The sequence below is a fragment of the Isoptericola sp. MSGPD8_1_ISO-PGPR-S23-394 genome (genome assembly GCF_058072785.1).
In genome coordinates, this window is the sequence record NZ_CM176517.1 from 3,279,479 (window position 1) to 3,293,410 (window position 13,932).

Genomic DNA, 13,932 nt, shown 5'->3' on the forward strand with positions numbered 1-13,932 from the left:
GTTCGGCAGTTTGAACTGCCGAACATCCCCCGAACTGCCGAACGAGCGGTCAGCCGTTGACGACGGCGGGCTCGTTCTCCTCTTCCGACTCGCGGTCCACGCGCGCGGCGCGCAGGCGGGACACCGCGACGGCTCCCAGGGCGATCCCGGCGGCCACCACGGCGATGGCGATCCGCAGCACGTGGTTGGCGTCCGCGGGCACCGAGAGCATGACCACGGCGGGCGCGATGAGGAGCGAGACCAGGTTCATCACCTTGATCAGCGGGTTGATCGCCGGGCCGGCCGTGTCCTTGAAGGGGTCGCCCACCGTGTCACCGATGATCGTGGCCTCGTGCGCCTCGGAGCCCTTGCCACCGTGCGCGCCGTCCTCGACGATCTTCTTCGCGTTGTCCCAGGCGCCGCCGGAGTTCGCCAGGAAGATCGCCATGAGCACGCCGGCGCCGATGGTCCCGGCGAGGAACCCGGCCAGGGGGCCGACGCCGAGCCCGAAGCCCACCGCGATCGGGGCGAACGCCGCGAGGAGCCCGGGGGTGGCGAGCTCGCGCAGCGAGTCCTTGGTGCAGATGTCCACGACCTTGCCGTACTCGGGCCGCTCGTCGTACGTCATGATCCCCGGGTGCTCGCGGAACTGGCGGCGCACCTCGTAGACGATGGCGCCCGCAGCGCGGGTGACGGCGTCGATCGCCAGGCCGGAGAACAGGAACACCGTCGCGGCGCCGAGGATGACCCCGACCAGGGTGATCGGCGAGATGATCTCGTAGCTGAGCATCGCCCCGACCATGCCGCTGCCGACCGTCGCGACCTCCGCGACCGCCTTCTCCACCGCGTCCGCGTAGGAGCCGAAGAGCGCGGTCGCGGCGAGCACCGCCGTCGCGATCGCGATGCCCTTGGTGATGGCCTTGGTGGTGTTGCCGACGGCGTCGAGGTCGGTGAGGATCTGGGCTCCCTCCTCGTCCACGTCTCCGCTCATCTCCGCGATCCCCTGCGCGTTGTCGCTCACGGGACCGAAAGTGTCCATGGCGACGATCACGCCCACGGTGGTCAGCAGCCCGCAGCCCGCGAGCGCCACGAGGAACAGCGACAGCCAGATGGACCCGCCGGCCAGGAGGAAGACGCCGCAGATGGCGGCGGCGATCACGCCGGCGGTGTAGACGGCGGACTCGAAGCCGACCCCGATGCCGGACAGCACGACCGTGGCGGCCCCGGTGCGGGAGGTCGCGGCGACGTGCTTGGTCGGCTTGGAGTCGGTGCCGGTGAAGTACCCGGTGATCCACAGGATGATGCCGGCCAGCACGATGCCGATGAGCACGGCCAGGGATGCGACCACCCGCGGGTCGGAGGTCACGCCGTCGAGGTCGGCCGTGCCGCCCATGCCTACGAAGGAGTCCGGCAGGTAGGCGAAGGCCGCGACGGCGGCGAGGAGGGCGCCGACGACGGCGGAGACGTAGAAGCCGCGGTTGATCGCGGTCAGGCCGGACTCGTTCGCGCGGGTCCGGGTGATGATCACGCCGAGCAGGGCGACGAACGCCCCGACGGCGGTGACCACGAGCGGGAACACGAGCCCCTGCTCGCCCATCACGGCCTTGCCGAGGATGAGCGCGGCCACGAGGGTCACGGCGTAGGACTCGAAGAGGTCGGCGGCCATGCCGGCGCAGTCACCGACGTTGTCGCCCACGTTGTCGGCGATGGTGGCGGCGTTGCGGGGGTCGTCCTCGGGGATGCCCTGCTCGACCTTGCCGACCAGGTCGGCACCGACGTCGGCGGCCTTGGTGAAGATCCCGCCGCCGACGCGCATGAACATCGCCAGCAGCGCGGCCCCGAACCCGAACCCCTCCAGGACGACGGGGGCGTCGCCGCGGTAGACGAGGACCACGCCCGCCGCACCGAGCAGACCGAGTCCCACGACCGACATGCCGACGACGCCGCCGGTGCGGAACGCGATGCGAGCACCGACCCGTCGCCCGTCGGGCCAGGTCGCTGCTGCCGCGACACGGACGTTGGCGCGCACGGCCAGCCACATGCCGAGGTAGCCGATCGCGGCGGAGAACCCGGCGCCGACGAGGAACGCGATCGACCGCCCGATGCGGACCCCGCCGTCGCCCGGCAGCAGGAACAGCAGCGCGAAGACGACGATCGCGAACAGCGCGAGCGTGCGGAACTGCCGGCTGAGGTACGCCGACGCGCCCTCCTGCACCGCCTGCGCGATGTCCTGCATCTTGTCGGTTCCCTCGTCGGCGGCGAGCACCTGCCGGCGCAACGTGCCGGCGCAGACCAGCGCGGCCAGGGCGATGACGGCGATGACCGCCACGATGGTGATGCTGTCCGACCCGAGTGTGAGCATCCGTCCTCCTCGACGTGTGCCGCGCACCGTGTCCCGGGTCGCCGTGGACCTGGGCGGAGCGTCTGCTGAGACCCCGCCGTCGCCGTTGACGGCGGGATGCGCGTGAGTCTACTCATGTGTGACGGCTGTCACGAACCGACAGGTGCCCTGGGCATCCGCGACGGGTCGTAGACTCCCCGCCACAAGGTCAACGACGACTGGATCGGAGCACACCGTGAACTCCTTGGTGCTGATGGTGGTGGGCCTGGCCATGGTCCTCGCCGGGTACTTCCTCTACTCGAAGTTCCTGGCCACCCGCATCTACAAGCTCGACGAGAGCTTCAGCACGCCGTCCCACGAGATGCGCGACGGCGTGGACTACGTCCCGACGAACAAGTTCGTGCTGTGGGGCCACCACTTCACCTCCGTGGCCGGTGCCGCGCCGATCGTCGGACCGGCCGTCGCCGTCATCTGGGGCTGGCTGCCCGCCTTCCTCTGGGTCACGCTCGGCACGGTGTTCTTCGCCGGGATGCACGACCTCGGCGCGCTGTGGGCGTCCGTGCGCAACAAGGGCCGCTCGATGGGCATGCTGTCCGGCCGGTACATCGGCGCGCGCGGCCGGGCGCTGTTCCTGGTCGTGATCTTCCTGCTGCTGCTCATGGTCATCGCGGCGTTCGCCACCGTCATCAAGAACCTGCTCATCTCCACCCCGTCCGCCGTCATCCCGGTGTGGGGCGCGATCGCCGTCGCGGCGGTCATCGGCCAGATGATCTACCGCTGGAAGATCAACCTGCTGGTCACCACGGTCATCGGCGTGGTCGCCCTGTACACGCTCATCGTGATCGGCGACCAGTTCCCCGTCGTGCTGCCGGACCCGATCCTGGGAATGTCCCCCGCGACGTTCTGGATCGTCGCCCTGTTCGCGTACGCGGGCATCGCCTCGCTGCTGCCCGTGTGGGTGCTGCTGCAGCCCCGCGACTACATCAACGGCGTCCAGCTCTTCATCGGGCTGGGCATCCTGTACGTGTCCGTGCTGCTGGCCAGCCCCGCCGTCGTCGCGCCCGCCGTCAACCAGGACGTGCCCGAGGGCACGCCCAGCATGGTGCCGCTGCTGTTCGTCACGATCGCGTGCGGCGCCATCTCCGGGTTCCACGGCATGGTCGCCTCCGGCACCTCGGCGAAGCAGCTCGACAAGGAGACCGACGCGCGGTTCGTCGGCTACTTCGGTGCGGTCGGCGAGGGGATGCTCGCCCTCGGCGCGATCATCGCCGCGACGGCCGGCTTCCGCACGCTCGCCGACTGGGAGGCCGTGTACTCGGCCTTCAACGAGGGCGGGGTCTCCGCGTTCATCACGGGCGGCGCCACGATCGTCAACGACGGGCTGGGCATCCCCGCGTCCCTGTCCGCCACCATCCTCGCCACCATGGCGGTGCTGTTCGCCGCCACCACGATGGACACCGGCGTGCGCCTGCAACGGTTCGTCGTGCAGGAGGCCGGCGAGATCATGGGCTTCACAGTCCGCAAGGGGATCGCCACGATCATCGTGCTCGTCGTCGCGGTGGGCCTGACCTTCAGCGCGGGCGGCGACGGCGCGGGCGGGCTGCTCATCTGGCCGCTGTTCGGCACCACGAACCAGCTCCTGGCGTCGCTCACGCTGTCGATCGTCGCGGTGATGCTGCTGCGGCGCCGGCGCAACCCGGTGGTCGTGCTCGTCCCGCTGGTCTTCGTGCTGGTGATGAGCGTCTACGCGCTGGTCGTGCAGCTCGGGACCTTCTACGCCGACCAGAACTGGTTCCTGCTGGCCCTCGACCTGGTGATCCTCGTGGCCTCCGCGTGGGTCGCCGTCGAGGCCACCGTCGCGATGAACGCGGCCCGCAAGGGCGCGTTCGACCCGGAGACCGACGAGCCGCTGCCCACCGGCTCGGCGGCCTCCGGCGCGGACAGCACCACGGGCTCCTCGACGGAGCGCTGATGGTCCGCACCCCGAGCGCCCTGGCCTCCCTGTCTGCCGGGCTGCGCGAGCTCTACGAGGCGCCCTACCGGCGCACGATGGCGCGCGCCCGGCGGGACGAGGACGACCTGTTCACCCTGGTCGTGCTCGCCGAGGCGCTCGGGGTGCCGAACCCGGCGTCCTACTACACCGTCGAGATGCTGCCGCTGGTGGCCGACCGTGTCCACGAGTGGCACACCCGCATGGGCCTCGACCGCTCGCCGCTGGAGCATGTGTCGTGCTGCTAGACCTCCAGGAGCTGGCCGCCCGGCGACGTGTGCTGTTCCTGGGCGGCAAGGGCGGTGTCGGCAAGACGTCGATCGCCTCCGCGGTGGCGCTCGCCCAGGCCCGGGCCGGGCGACGGGTGCTGGTGGTCTCCACCGACCCCGCCCACAACCTGGGCCACCTGTGGCAGCGCACCGTGGGGGACGACGTCGTCCGGCTCGTCGACGGTGCCGGCGACGGACTGCTCGACGGCGTCGAGGTCGACCCCGAGCGCACGACGACGGCGCACCTGGCCGCGGTCCGCGCCACGCTGCGCCGGCTCATGCCCGAGCACCTCGGCGGCGAGGTCGACCGGCACCTCGACCTCGCGCGGGACGCCCCCGGCATGCACGAGGCGGCGATCCTGGAGCGGGTGGCCGACCTGGTCGCGACGGGCACGGCCGACTACGACCTGGTGGTGCTCGACACCGCGCCGTCCGGGCACACCGCCCGGCTGCTGTCCCTGCCCGAGACGATGGGCGCCTGGACGGACGGGCTGCTGCGCCGTCGTGACCGGTCGGACCGCCTGGGCGCGGCCGCCCAGATGCTGGGCGGCCGCGGCGAGGCCACCGCGCGCCGGGACGCCGAGATCCGCGCGGTGCTGACCCGCCGTCGCGAGCGGTTCGCGCGCCTGCGCGACGTGCTCACGGACCACGAGGCCTGCTCGTTCGTCATCGTGCTCGCCGCGGAGCGGCTGCCCGTGCTGGAGACGGTCGAGCTGGCCCGGCAGCTCGACAAGCTCGGGGTGGAGGTCGGCGGCCTGGTGGTCAACAAGCGTTCCCCCGCGGACGCCGGGGACCTGCTGGCGGCCCGGCACGCGGCAGAGACGACGCACCTCGCCACGCTGCGGACCGGGCTGCCCGACGTCCCCAACCGCGAGGTGCCGCTGCTCGCGGCCGAGCCCGTCGGGGCGGACGCCCTGGGCCACCTGGCGACCTGGCTGGCGTGAGCCTCAGGTCGCGAGCAGCCGTCGGCAGAACGCACGGACCTCCCGGTCGAACGCGGCGGGACGCTCGAGGTTCGTCACGTGGCCGCACCCGGGGACGACCACGAGCGTCGACCCCGGGATCGCCCGCGCCATCTCGCGGGCCACGCGGAGCGGTGACCGGGCGTCCAGCTCGCCCCAGAGCAGCAGCGTCGGCACCGCGATCTCGGGCAGGGAGGCGCTCAGATCCGTCGCCGCCATGATCGACAGCTGCGTCCGCAGGCTCTCGCGGCGCACGCCCGCCGCCATCGTGCCCACCAGGTCCGCGTACGGTGCGGGCGGCCCGGCGGCGAACAGGTCCGGCAGGACCAGGTCGCCGTCGTCCCCGGGTGCGGCGAGCAGCCGGTCGACGCCGGCGACGCGGGCGACGCGGGCGGCGACCTCCTCGGCCGGCAACGACCCCTTCCAGCCGGCGTAGGCACCGGTCAGGACCAGCCCGGACACGAGCCCGGGGTGCCGCCGGACCATCTCGAGGACGACCGTCGAGCCCCAGGAGAGTCCGCACACGGGGGTCGGGGCGAGACCCAGGGCCCCGATGAGGCCCGCCAGGGCGTCGGCGTAGTCGGCGAGCGTGAAGCCCTCCGGGAGGTCGCCCGACGCCCACGCGCCCGGCTCGTCCCTCGCCACGACCGTGAGCTCGTCGGACAGCGTGCGCAGCTGCGGCGTCCACAGCCGGCCGTCCTCCCCCGCCCCGTGCACCAGCACGAGCGGCGGGCCGACGCCGGCACGGCGGTAGGCGACGTCGACGCCGTGCACGGGTTCACGCATCACGGGACGTCACCTCCCCGGAGCCCGGCCTCACCGTCCCGCTCCGTGCCCCACGCTACGGAGGCGGCCGCGCGGTCGCACCACGACCCCAACGAAATCCGCTCGTCGGACGTCCAGGGCTGCAGGACGATGGACAGCGGAGGAACCATGACCCACTGGGAGGACGAGCTCGCCGAGCTCGCGCACCGCCGGGGCCGAGCCCTCGTCGGGTACGCCTACGTGCTGTGCGGGGAGCAGCGCCAGGCGGAGGACCTCGTCCAGGACGCCCTGGTCAAGGTGTTCTCCCGCCTGCGCCGGCACCGTGGGCCCGCCGCCTCGGGCCCGCGGACGTCAGGTCCCGGCGTGCACCCGCTCGACTGCGAACGGTCGGGCACGAGCGAGGCGTACGTGCGCCGGACGATCCTGACGCTCTACCTCGACGAGTACCGACGACGACGGCGGTGGCGCGGCGTGCGGCACCTCGTCGCCTCCGAGGACCGGGCGCGGGGTCCGGCGTCGGGGGCCACGGCGCGTGCCGACGTCGCCGCCGCGCTCGCCCGGCTCACCCCGCGGGAGCGCGCCTGCGTGGTGCTGCGCTACTTCGAGGACCTCACGGTGCCTCGCATCGCCGAGGAGCTGGGCCTCGCCCAGGGCACCGTGAAGCGCTACCTGTCCGACGCGACCGCGGCCCTGCGCGACATCCTGCAGGTCCCGCTGGACCGGCCGGCCGGACCGACCACCACCGACCGGAGGGCCGGACGATGAGCACGCACCCCGCCCGTGACGACTGGACGGACCCCCGGACCGGCGAGGCGCTGGGCCGCGAGCTGGACGCGCTGGCCGGGGTGGGCGCCACGGCCTCCGCCCTCGACGGCACGCTGGACGGCGTGCGGAGCAGGGTCCGACGGCGGCGCGCGGCCAAGCACGCCGGCCTCGGTGCCACGACGCTCGCCCTGGTGGCGGGGCTCGCCGTGGGGGGCGCGGCCCTGATGCCCGAGGACCCGCTGGTGGTGACCCCGCAGCCTGCCGACCCGCCGTCGGAGCTGCCCACGGAGAGCTCCGAGCCGGAGCTCTCCGCACCGGTCGCGACGCCCGCCGCCTCGGTCGTCGTCGACGGGTTCCAGCCGAGCTGGCTCGAGGGCACGGTCCTGGTGTGCGGGATGTCGATCGACGACCTCGATGCCGGCGTCGACGGGTACGACCTCGAGGTGACCGGTGAGCTCGCCCGGGAGGAGGCCGGTGGTGACGGAGGCCCGGTCTGGCGGGCGCCGACGGAGATCGCCGTCCCCGCGGACGCGGCGTCCGACCTCGTGCTCATCGGCCCCACGCTGGTCTGGGTCCAGAGCGGGCTGGTGGTCGACGTGGGGACGAACATGACCGAGAGCCCGCAGGACCCTGTACCTGGAGCGGTCCACGAGGCCCGTGCCGAGGACTGGACCCACACGACGTGCGCACCGGACGGGTCGACCGACCCGGTCGAGTTCCGCACCGAGCTCCCCGCCGGCGACTACCAGGTGTACGCCGTCTACGACCTGTTCGACCCGGCCGGGGCGAGCCGGCTGGTCCTCTCCGACCCGCTCCACGTGACGATCGGGCCGGACGCCGGGTGAGCCCGTTGCGAGGCGGTGCCCCGGCGCCGCCTCGTGCGAGGATTCCCCCATGCCGGAGCACACCCCCGTCACCGCCCTGCCCGACGTCCCCGCCGCGGCCCGCACGCACACCGAGGACCTCGGTGCGTTCGTGACCGCCTCGCCGTCGTCCTACCACGCCGCCGCGGAGATGGTCCGCCGCGCCGAGGAGGCCGGGTTCGCCCGGCTGACCGAGACCGACGCGTGGGAGATCGTGCCCGGCGGCCGCTACGTCGTCGTGCGGGACGGCTCGGCGATCGCCGTCGTCGTTCCGCCGTCCGCCGGGCCCACCACCCCGTTCACCGTGCTCGGCACCCACACGGACTCCCCAGGATTCAAGCTCAAGCCGCGGCCCACGACCGGTCGCGACGGCTGGGTGCAGGCCGGGGTCGAGGTGTACGGCGGGCCGCTGCTCAACTCGTGGCTCGACCGCGAGCTCGAGCTCGCCGGCCGCCTCGTCACCCGCGACGGCGCCGAGCACCTGGTGCGCACCGGGCCGTTCGCGCGCATCCCACAGCTCGCGATCCACCTCGACCGCCAGGTCAACGAGGGCCTCACGCTCGACAAGCAGCGGCACACCCAGCCGGTGCTCGGGCTCGGCAAGGTGAGCGACGCCGACGTGCTCGGCGAGCTCGCGGCGCGCGCCTCGACGGGCGGGCACGAGATCGACCCGGCGGACGTGGTCGGCTACGACGTCGTCGTGGCCGACACCCAGGCCCCCCGCGCGTTCGGTGCCCGCGAGGAGCTGTGGGCCTCGGGACGCCTGGACAACTTGCTCTCCACCCACGCCGCCCTGACCGCGCTGCTCGACGCCGACCCGGATGCCCTGACCGGCATCGCCGTGGTGGCCGCCTTCGACCACGAGGAGATCGGCTCGGCGTCCCGCTCCGGCGCGGCCGGGCCGTTCCTCGAGGACGTGCTCGGCCGCGTCGCGGACGGCCTGGGAGCGGGCGACGAGGACCGTCGACGGGCGCTGGCCGCCTCGCTCTGCGTCTCCTCCGACGTGGGGCACGCCGTCCACCCGAACTACCCCGAGCGGCACGACCCCGCCAACCAGCCGCACGCCGGCGGTGGCCCGATCCTCAAGATCAACGCCAACCAGCGCTACACCACGGACGCGCACGGCGCGGCGCTCTGGCAGGCGGCCTGCGAGGCCGTGGACGTGCCCACCCAGGAGTTCGTCTCGAACAACGCGATCCCCTGCGGGTCGACCATCGGGCCCATCACCGCGACGCGGCTCGGCATCCGCGTCGTGGACGTCGGCGTGCCGATCCTGTCGATGCACTCCGCCCGCGAGCTGACCGCCGTCGTCGACCCGTGGTACCTGGCGCGAGCGATGGGTGCCGTGCTCGTCCGGTGACGGGACGCGGTCCGGTGGCGGGACGCCGGGGGATCAGCGCAGCCCGAGCTTGCGGGTGCAGTGCGGCCACTGGCCCCAGCCGGCGCGGTGCTGCAGGATCTGCGCGCGCTTCGTCTGCTCCTTCGCGCTGTGCCGGTGCGGCAGCCCGGAACCGCCGACGGAGCGCCACGTCCGCGCGGTGAACTGGTACATGCCGTAGTAGCCGTTGCCCGTGGCGATGCGGGGCCGGTTCCCGGACTCGCACCGCGCGAGCTGTCCCCACACGTCACGCTTGCGGAGCTTCGTCTCCGGCACCCAGCCCGTCTTCCCGTTCGGCAGCCGTACCTTGACGCGGTCGACGTCGCGGTTCGTCGTCCGGGCGAGCTTGACGACCTTCGTGCCCAGCGCCGCGCGCTCCACGGAGCGCGACGCCGGTCGCACCTGCTTCGTCACCGCCACCCGCCCGGTGGTGAACCACTGGCCGCGGACGTCCTTCAACGGCGTCGTCGTCACCGCGCGCTTGCCGATCCAGCCGGCCTTGGCGCCGGGCAGCCGCACCTTCAGGAGCCGGGCGCTGCGGTCCAGCACCACGAGCCGGGTGCCGTCGTCGGGCCGGGCGACGACCCGGCTGGCGCGGTGCCGCTTCGACGTGACCTTCGCACGGTCCACCTTGACCCAACGGACGGTGCGCTGCGGGGCGGTGGCGAGCGAGCCGGCGGCCGTCGGGGTCGCCGCGGCGGACGCACTCGCCGCCGCCGGGGCGGCCTGTGCCGGGAGGGCCTGCGCCGGAGCGACCGTGAGGGGGACGAGAGCGATCGCGGTCGCTGCCGCGAGGGCAGCAGCGAGCCGCCGGGAACGGGAGAGGGGCATGACACCAGGGAACGATGGTCACGAACAGATCACGGTCCCGAGCGACGACCTCTTGCCGAATCTTCACCGCGGGCACGCATCTGCGCGCCGCATCCCGGGGCCAACCTCGCGCACCACCCAGGAACGTCACCGAGGGCTTGTCGGTCATGTCCCCTCAGGGCGCGCCCGGCTGGCTACCGGACACTCCGCGTCAGGAGGTCCGACGGCGACGCACCGTCACGAGGCCGGCACCGCCCAGCACGAGCGCCGCCGCGGCCAGGAGCGACCCGGTGGCGGTGGCGCCGGTCCGCGGCAGCTCGGCGGCGCTCGGCGTCACCCCCTCGGCCTGCGGGTCGGCCCCGGACGGCACAGCTTCGTCGACGTCCTGGGCGTCGTCGACGTCGGGCGCGACCACGACCTCCTGGGCGCGGCCGAGCGTCCCGGTGCCGCCCGTGTCCGTGCCCTCCGCCGGGGTGGCGACCTCCGGAGTCTCCGCAGGCACCGGCGTCTCGACGGGCGCCGTGGGCGCGGGGGTCTCGACGGGCGCCGTGGGCGCGGGGGTCTCGACGGGCGCCGTGGGCGCGGGGGTCTCGACGGGCGCCGTGGGCGCGGGGGTCTCGACGGGGTCGGTCGGCTCCTCGGTCGGCTCCTCGGTCGGGTCCGTAGTCGGCTCCTCGGTCGGCTCCTCGGTCGTGCAGACCGGGTCCTGACCTCCCTCACCGAAGTGCTCGTCGTAGAGGGACACCTGGACCCACGTGATGCAGTAGTCGGTCTCGTCGATCAACGCCGACCAGGGCAGGAAGGACTGTCCGATCCAGGCGCCCGAGGGCTGGTCGTTCAGGGACTCGAAGTGGATTCCTGCGCCGCGCTCCTGCCCGTCCACGGTGAAGCGGATGTTCACGTGACCGTTGTCGGGGAACACGTGGGGCGCCGGCAGCGTCAGACCGTGGGCGGCGACGGCGTAGGGGACCGGGTCGTCCGATCCCGCGGCCCAGGCGGCCCCGACCGGTGCGAGGACCAGCGCCGTGGCGCCGACGGCGGCGAGTGTCGTCTTCATCAAGGTGCTGCTCCCGTGGTGGTGCGGCGATCAGGTGCGACCCGAAGTATCGACATGTCGGGGCTGGGCAGACGGCCGATCCAGCGCCTCCTGCGGGATCCTTGAGCGAGAAGAGATACGGGCGTGAGCAAGCCCTGAGCGTCACGCGGCAAACCTGAGGTCCGCACCGGGTGCCACACTGTGCGGCGTGCCCCGTGCGACCCCGCTCCCCGAGGCGGACCACCCGCTGCTGGACGTGCTGACCGCTCGCGGGTCCCGCGCCGACCGGCTGCTGCACGCCCGGACGTTCCCCGCCCGCGCCGCCCGCCACGCCGACTGGCCGTCCTGGGCCGACGACCAGCTCGTGGCCGGATATCGCGCGCTCGGGGTGGACCGCCCCTGGACGCACCAGGTCACCGCGGCCGACGCCGCCTGGCGCGGCGAGCATGTCGCGCTGGCCAGCTCGACCGGCTCGGGCAAGTCGCTGGCGTTCTGGCTGCCGGCCCTGACCACCGTCCGGGCCGCCCGCTCGGCCGCCCGCCAGGGCCGGCACCGGATCGAGACGAGCACCCGCCCCGGCACCGTGCTGTACCTGTCGCCCACCAAGGCCCTGGCCGCGGACCAGCTCACCGCCCTGACCCGCCTGCTCGACGCCGCCGGCACCGGTGACGTCCGCGCCACCACCTGCGACGGCGACACCCCGCCCGAGGAGCGCCGCTGGGTGCAGGAGCACGCCGACGTCGTGCTCACCAACCCCGACTTCCTGCACTTCGCGATGCTCCCGGGCCACCGGCGCTGGTCGCGGTTGCTGCGCGGGCTGCGCTACGTCGTCGTCGACGAGGGGCACGCCTACCGTGGCGTCTTCGGTGCGCACGTCGCCCTCGTGCTGCGGCGCCTCACGCGCCTCGCCGAGCACTACGGCGGCTCCGCGCCCAGCTTCGTGGTGGCGAGCGCGACGACGGCGGAGCCCGCCGCGAGCGTCGCCCGGCTGCTCGGCACCTCCGCCGACGAGGTCACCGAGGTCGTCGACGACGGCTCGCCCGCCGGCCGGCGCACCGTCGTCCTGTGGCAGCCTCCCGAGATCACCGGTCCCGCGTTCGAGCGCTCGGGCGGCGCGGCGGACGGCGGCGGGGCTACCGACCCCTGGGCGCTGCCCGACCCGCTCGACCCCGCGGCGAACGAGGCCGACGCCGTGCTCACCACCGACGGGCAGGCCGAGCACCCCCGCCGGTCGGCGACCGCCGAGGTCGCGGACCTGCTCGCCGATCTCGCCGCCCACGGGGCCCGCACGCTGGCCTTCACCCGGTCCCGCCGCGGCGCCGAGTCCGTCGCCCAGCAGGTCCGGGACCACCTGCGGCCCGTCTCGCCCGAGCTCGCCGGCCGGGTGGCCGCCTACCGCGGCGGCTACCTGCCCGAGGAACGCCGCGAGCTCGAGCACGCCCTGCGTACCGGGGAGCTGCTGGGTCTGGCGACGACCAACGCCCTCGAGCTCGGCGTCGACATCTCGGGGCTCGACGCGGTGCTGGTGGCCGGGTGGCCCGGCACCCGGATGTCGCTGTGGCAGCAGGCGGGACGAGCCGGCCGGGCCGGCGCCGACGGGCTCGTGGCGTTCGTGGCCCGGGAGGACCCGCTCGACACGTACCTGGTCACCCACCCCGAGGCGGTCTTCGACGCCCCGCTCGAGGCCACCGTGTTCGACCCCGGCAACCCGTACGTCCTCGCCCCGCAGCTCTGCGCCGCCGCGCAGGAGGTCCCGGTCCGCTCCGAGGACCTGGCCCGTTTCGGGGAGCCCGAGCGGGTGCTCGAGGTCCTCGACGTGCTGGTCCGGCGCAGGCTGCTCCGCCGCCGGCCCTCCGGCTGGTACTGGACGCACGCCCAGCCCGCGGCCGGCATGGCGGACCTCCGAGGTTCCGGCGGACAGCCCGTGCGGGTCGTCGAGGCGACGACCGGCCGCCTGCTCGGCACGGTGGACGCGTCCTCGGCGGACGGGCAGGTGCACGACGGCGCCGTGTACGTCCACCAGGGCGCCACGTACGTGGTCGACCACCTCGACCTGGCCGACCACGTGGCGCTCGTGGTGCGCCGGGACGTCGACCACGCGACCTGGTCCCGCGACGTCATGGAGATCAGCCTCGAGGAGCCGGGCGACCCCGACCACCCCGCCCCCGAGGGCGCGCGGCCCGCGCAGCGCCGGGAGTGGGGCCCGATCACCTGGGGGCTGGGACCGGTGGAGGTGACCAGCCAGGTCGTCAGCTTCCAGCGGCGCCGCGTCCCGGACATGCAGGTGCTCGACACCGAGCCCCTCGACCTGCCCTCCCGGACGCTCGGGACGACGGCGGTGTGGTGGTCCGTGCCGGACCACGTGCTCCGCGCCGCGGGCGTCGACGCCGACGCGGCCCCGGGCGCCCTGCACGCGGCGGAGCACGCGGCCATCGGTCTGCTGCCCCTGCTCGCCACGTGCGACCGGTGGGACCTCGGCGGGGTCTCCACGGCGCAGCACCCGGACACGGGCGAGGCGACGGTCTTCGTCTACGACGCCTACCCCGGTGGTGCGGGCTTCGCCGAACGGGGCTACGAGCTCGGCGGACGATGGCTGCGCGCCACCCGGGACGCCGTCGCGGCCTGCCCCTGCGCCGCCGGCTGCCCCGCCTGCGTCCAGTCCCCCAAGTGCGGCAACGACAACTCCCCGCTGGACAAGGACGCCGCGGTGCGGGTGCTGGACGCCCTGCTGCGGCACGCCCCCGGACCCGCGTAGCGAGGTCCCCGTCCTGATG

The 13,932-nt window shown here is 73.9% G+C and carries 11 protein-coding genes; 7 read left to right on the forward strand and 4 right to left on the reverse strand.

Annotation, left to right across the window (positions count from 1 at the left end; translation table 11 throughout):
- Nucleotides 1-49 precede the first annotated feature (49 nt).
- Nucleotides 50-2,341, reverse strand: coding sequence for a sodium-translocating pyrophosphatase (locus AC3RJ8_RS15040; RefSeq protein WP_489713367.1), 2,292 nt, complete (start codon nucleotides 2,339-2,341; stop codon nucleotides 50-52).
- Nucleotides 2,342-2,555: 214 nt separating this feature from the next.
- Here AC3RJ8_RS15040 and AC3RJ8_RS15045 point away from each other — a divergent pair, with 214 nt between their 5' ends.
- The 3 genes from AC3RJ8_RS15045 to AC3RJ8_RS15055 are packed head-to-tail and all read left to right on the forward strand — an operon-like array spanning nucleotide 2,556 to nucleotide 5,523.
- On the forward strand, nucleotides 2,556-4,292 hold the full coding sequence (locus AC3RJ8_RS15045) for a carbon starvation CstA family protein (RefSeq protein WP_489713368.1): 1,737 nt from the start codon (nucleotides 2,556-2,558) through the stop codon (nucleotides 4,290-4,292).
- Complete coding sequence (locus AC3RJ8_RS15050; protein ID WP_489713369.1) at nucleotides 4,292-4,558, forward strand: cory-CC-star protein; 267 nt, start codon at nucleotides 4,292-4,294, stop codon at nucleotides 4,556-4,558. The genes AC3RJ8_RS15045 and AC3RJ8_RS15050 overlap by 1 nt, the downstream gene beginning before the upstream one ends.
- Nucleotides 4,552-5,523 carry an ArsA family ATPase gene (locus tag AC3RJ8_RS15055; protein ID WP_489715651.1) on the forward strand — a complete coding sequence of 324 codons (972 nt, stop codon included), beginning with the start codon at nucleotides 4,552-4,554 and terminating at the stop codon, nucleotides 5,521-5,523. The genes AC3RJ8_RS15050 and AC3RJ8_RS15055 overlap by 7 nt, the downstream gene beginning before the upstream one ends.
- 3 nt (nucleotides 5,524-5,526) lie before the next feature.
- Here the strand turns inward: AC3RJ8_RS15055 and AC3RJ8_RS15060 are convergent, their stop codons facing one another.
- Nucleotides 5,527-6,327: an alpha/beta fold hydrolase gene (locus tag AC3RJ8_RS15060; RefSeq protein WP_489715652.1), complete on the reverse strand. Its 801-nt coding sequence runs from the start codon at nucleotides 6,325-6,327 to the stop codon at nucleotides 5,527-5,529.
- Between the two features lie 147 nt (nucleotides 6,328-6,474).
- Here AC3RJ8_RS15060 and AC3RJ8_RS15065 point away from each other — a divergent pair, with 147 nt between their 5' ends.
- Genes AC3RJ8_RS15065 through AC3RJ8_RS15075 form a run of 3 tightly spaced genes read left to right on the forward strand, consistent with a single transcriptional unit; the run spans nucleotide 6,475 to nucleotide 9,294 of the window.
- Nucleotides 6,475-7,071, forward strand: a complete 597-nt coding sequence (locus AC3RJ8_RS15065; protein WP_489713370.1) for a sigma-70 family RNA polymerase sigma factor — start codon at nucleotides 6,475-6,477, stop codon at nucleotides 7,069-7,071.
- A complete protein-coding gene (locus AC3RJ8_RS15070; protein ID WP_489713371.1) occupies nucleotides 7,068-7,916 on the forward strand; it encodes a hypothetical protein in 849 nt (282 codons plus the stop codon). The genes AC3RJ8_RS15065 and AC3RJ8_RS15070 overlap by 4 nt, the downstream gene beginning before the upstream one ends.
- 49 nt (nucleotides 7,917-7,965) lie before the next feature.
- Nucleotides 7,966-9,294 carry a M18 family aminopeptidase gene (locus AC3RJ8_RS15075; protein ID WP_489713372.1) on the forward strand — a complete coding sequence of 443 codons (1,329 nt, stop codon included), beginning with the start codon at nucleotides 7,966-7,968 and terminating at the stop codon, nucleotides 9,292-9,294.
- 33 nt (nucleotides 9,295-9,327) lie between these two features.
- On the opposite strand, the gene AC3RJ8_RS15080 is transcribed toward AC3RJ8_RS15075, so the two are convergent.
- Nucleotides 9,328-10,143 (reverse strand): transglycosylase family protein, encoded by an 816-nt coding sequence (locus AC3RJ8_RS15080; protein WP_489713373.1) that lies wholly within the window; start codon nucleotides 10,141-10,143, stop codon nucleotides 9,328-9,330.
- Nucleotides 10,144-10,333: 190 nt separating this feature from the next.
- Complete coding sequence (locus tag AC3RJ8_RS15085) at nucleotides 10,334-11,179, reverse strand: LPXTG cell wall anchor domain-containing protein (protein ID WP_489713374.1); 846 nt, start codon at nucleotides 11,177-11,179, stop codon at nucleotides 10,334-10,336.
- A gap of 187 nt (nucleotides 11,180-11,366) precedes the next feature.
- On the opposite strand from AC3RJ8_RS15085, the gene AC3RJ8_RS15090 reads away from it, so the two are divergent.
- Nucleotides 11,367-13,913: a DEAD/DEAH box helicase gene (locus tag AC3RJ8_RS15090; protein WP_489713375.1), complete on the forward strand. Its 2,547-nt coding sequence runs from the start codon at nucleotides 11,367-11,369 to the stop codon at nucleotides 13,911-13,913.
- Nucleotides 13,914-13,932: the final 19 nt, after the last annotated feature.

Coding starts and splice junctions, on each gene's coding strand:
- AC3RJ8_RS15040 (WP_489713367.1), bottom strand. CDS start 2,341: ATGCTCACACTCGGGTCGGACAGCATCACCATCGTGGCGGTCATCGCC.
- AC3RJ8_RS15050 (WP_489713369.1), top strand. CDS start 4,292: ATGGTCCGCACCCCGAGCGCCCTGGCCTCCCTGTCTGCCGGGCTGCGC.
- AC3RJ8_RS15060 (WP_489715652.1), bottom strand. CDS start 6,327: ATGCGTGAACCCGTGCACGGCGTCGACGTCGCCTACCGCCGTGCCGGC.
- AC3RJ8_RS15065 (WP_489713370.1), top strand. CDS start 6,475: ATGACCCACTGGGAGGACGAGCTCGCCGAGCTCGCGCACCGCCGGGGC.
- AC3RJ8_RS15070 (WP_489713371.1), top strand. CDS start 7,068: ATGAGCACGCACCCCGCCCGTGACGACTGGACGGACCCCCGGACCGGC.
- AC3RJ8_RS15075 (WP_489713372.1), top strand. CDS start 7,966: ATGCCGGAGCACACCCCCGTCACCGCCCTGCCCGACGTCCCCGCCGCG.
- AC3RJ8_RS15080 (WP_489713373.1), bottom strand. CDS start 10,143: ATGCCCCTCTCCCGTTCCCGGCGGCTCGCTGCTGCCCTCGCGGCAGCG.
- AC3RJ8_RS15085 (WP_489713374.1), bottom strand. CDS start 11,179: ATGAAGACGACACTCGCCGCCGTCGGCGCCACGGCGCTGGTCCTCGCA.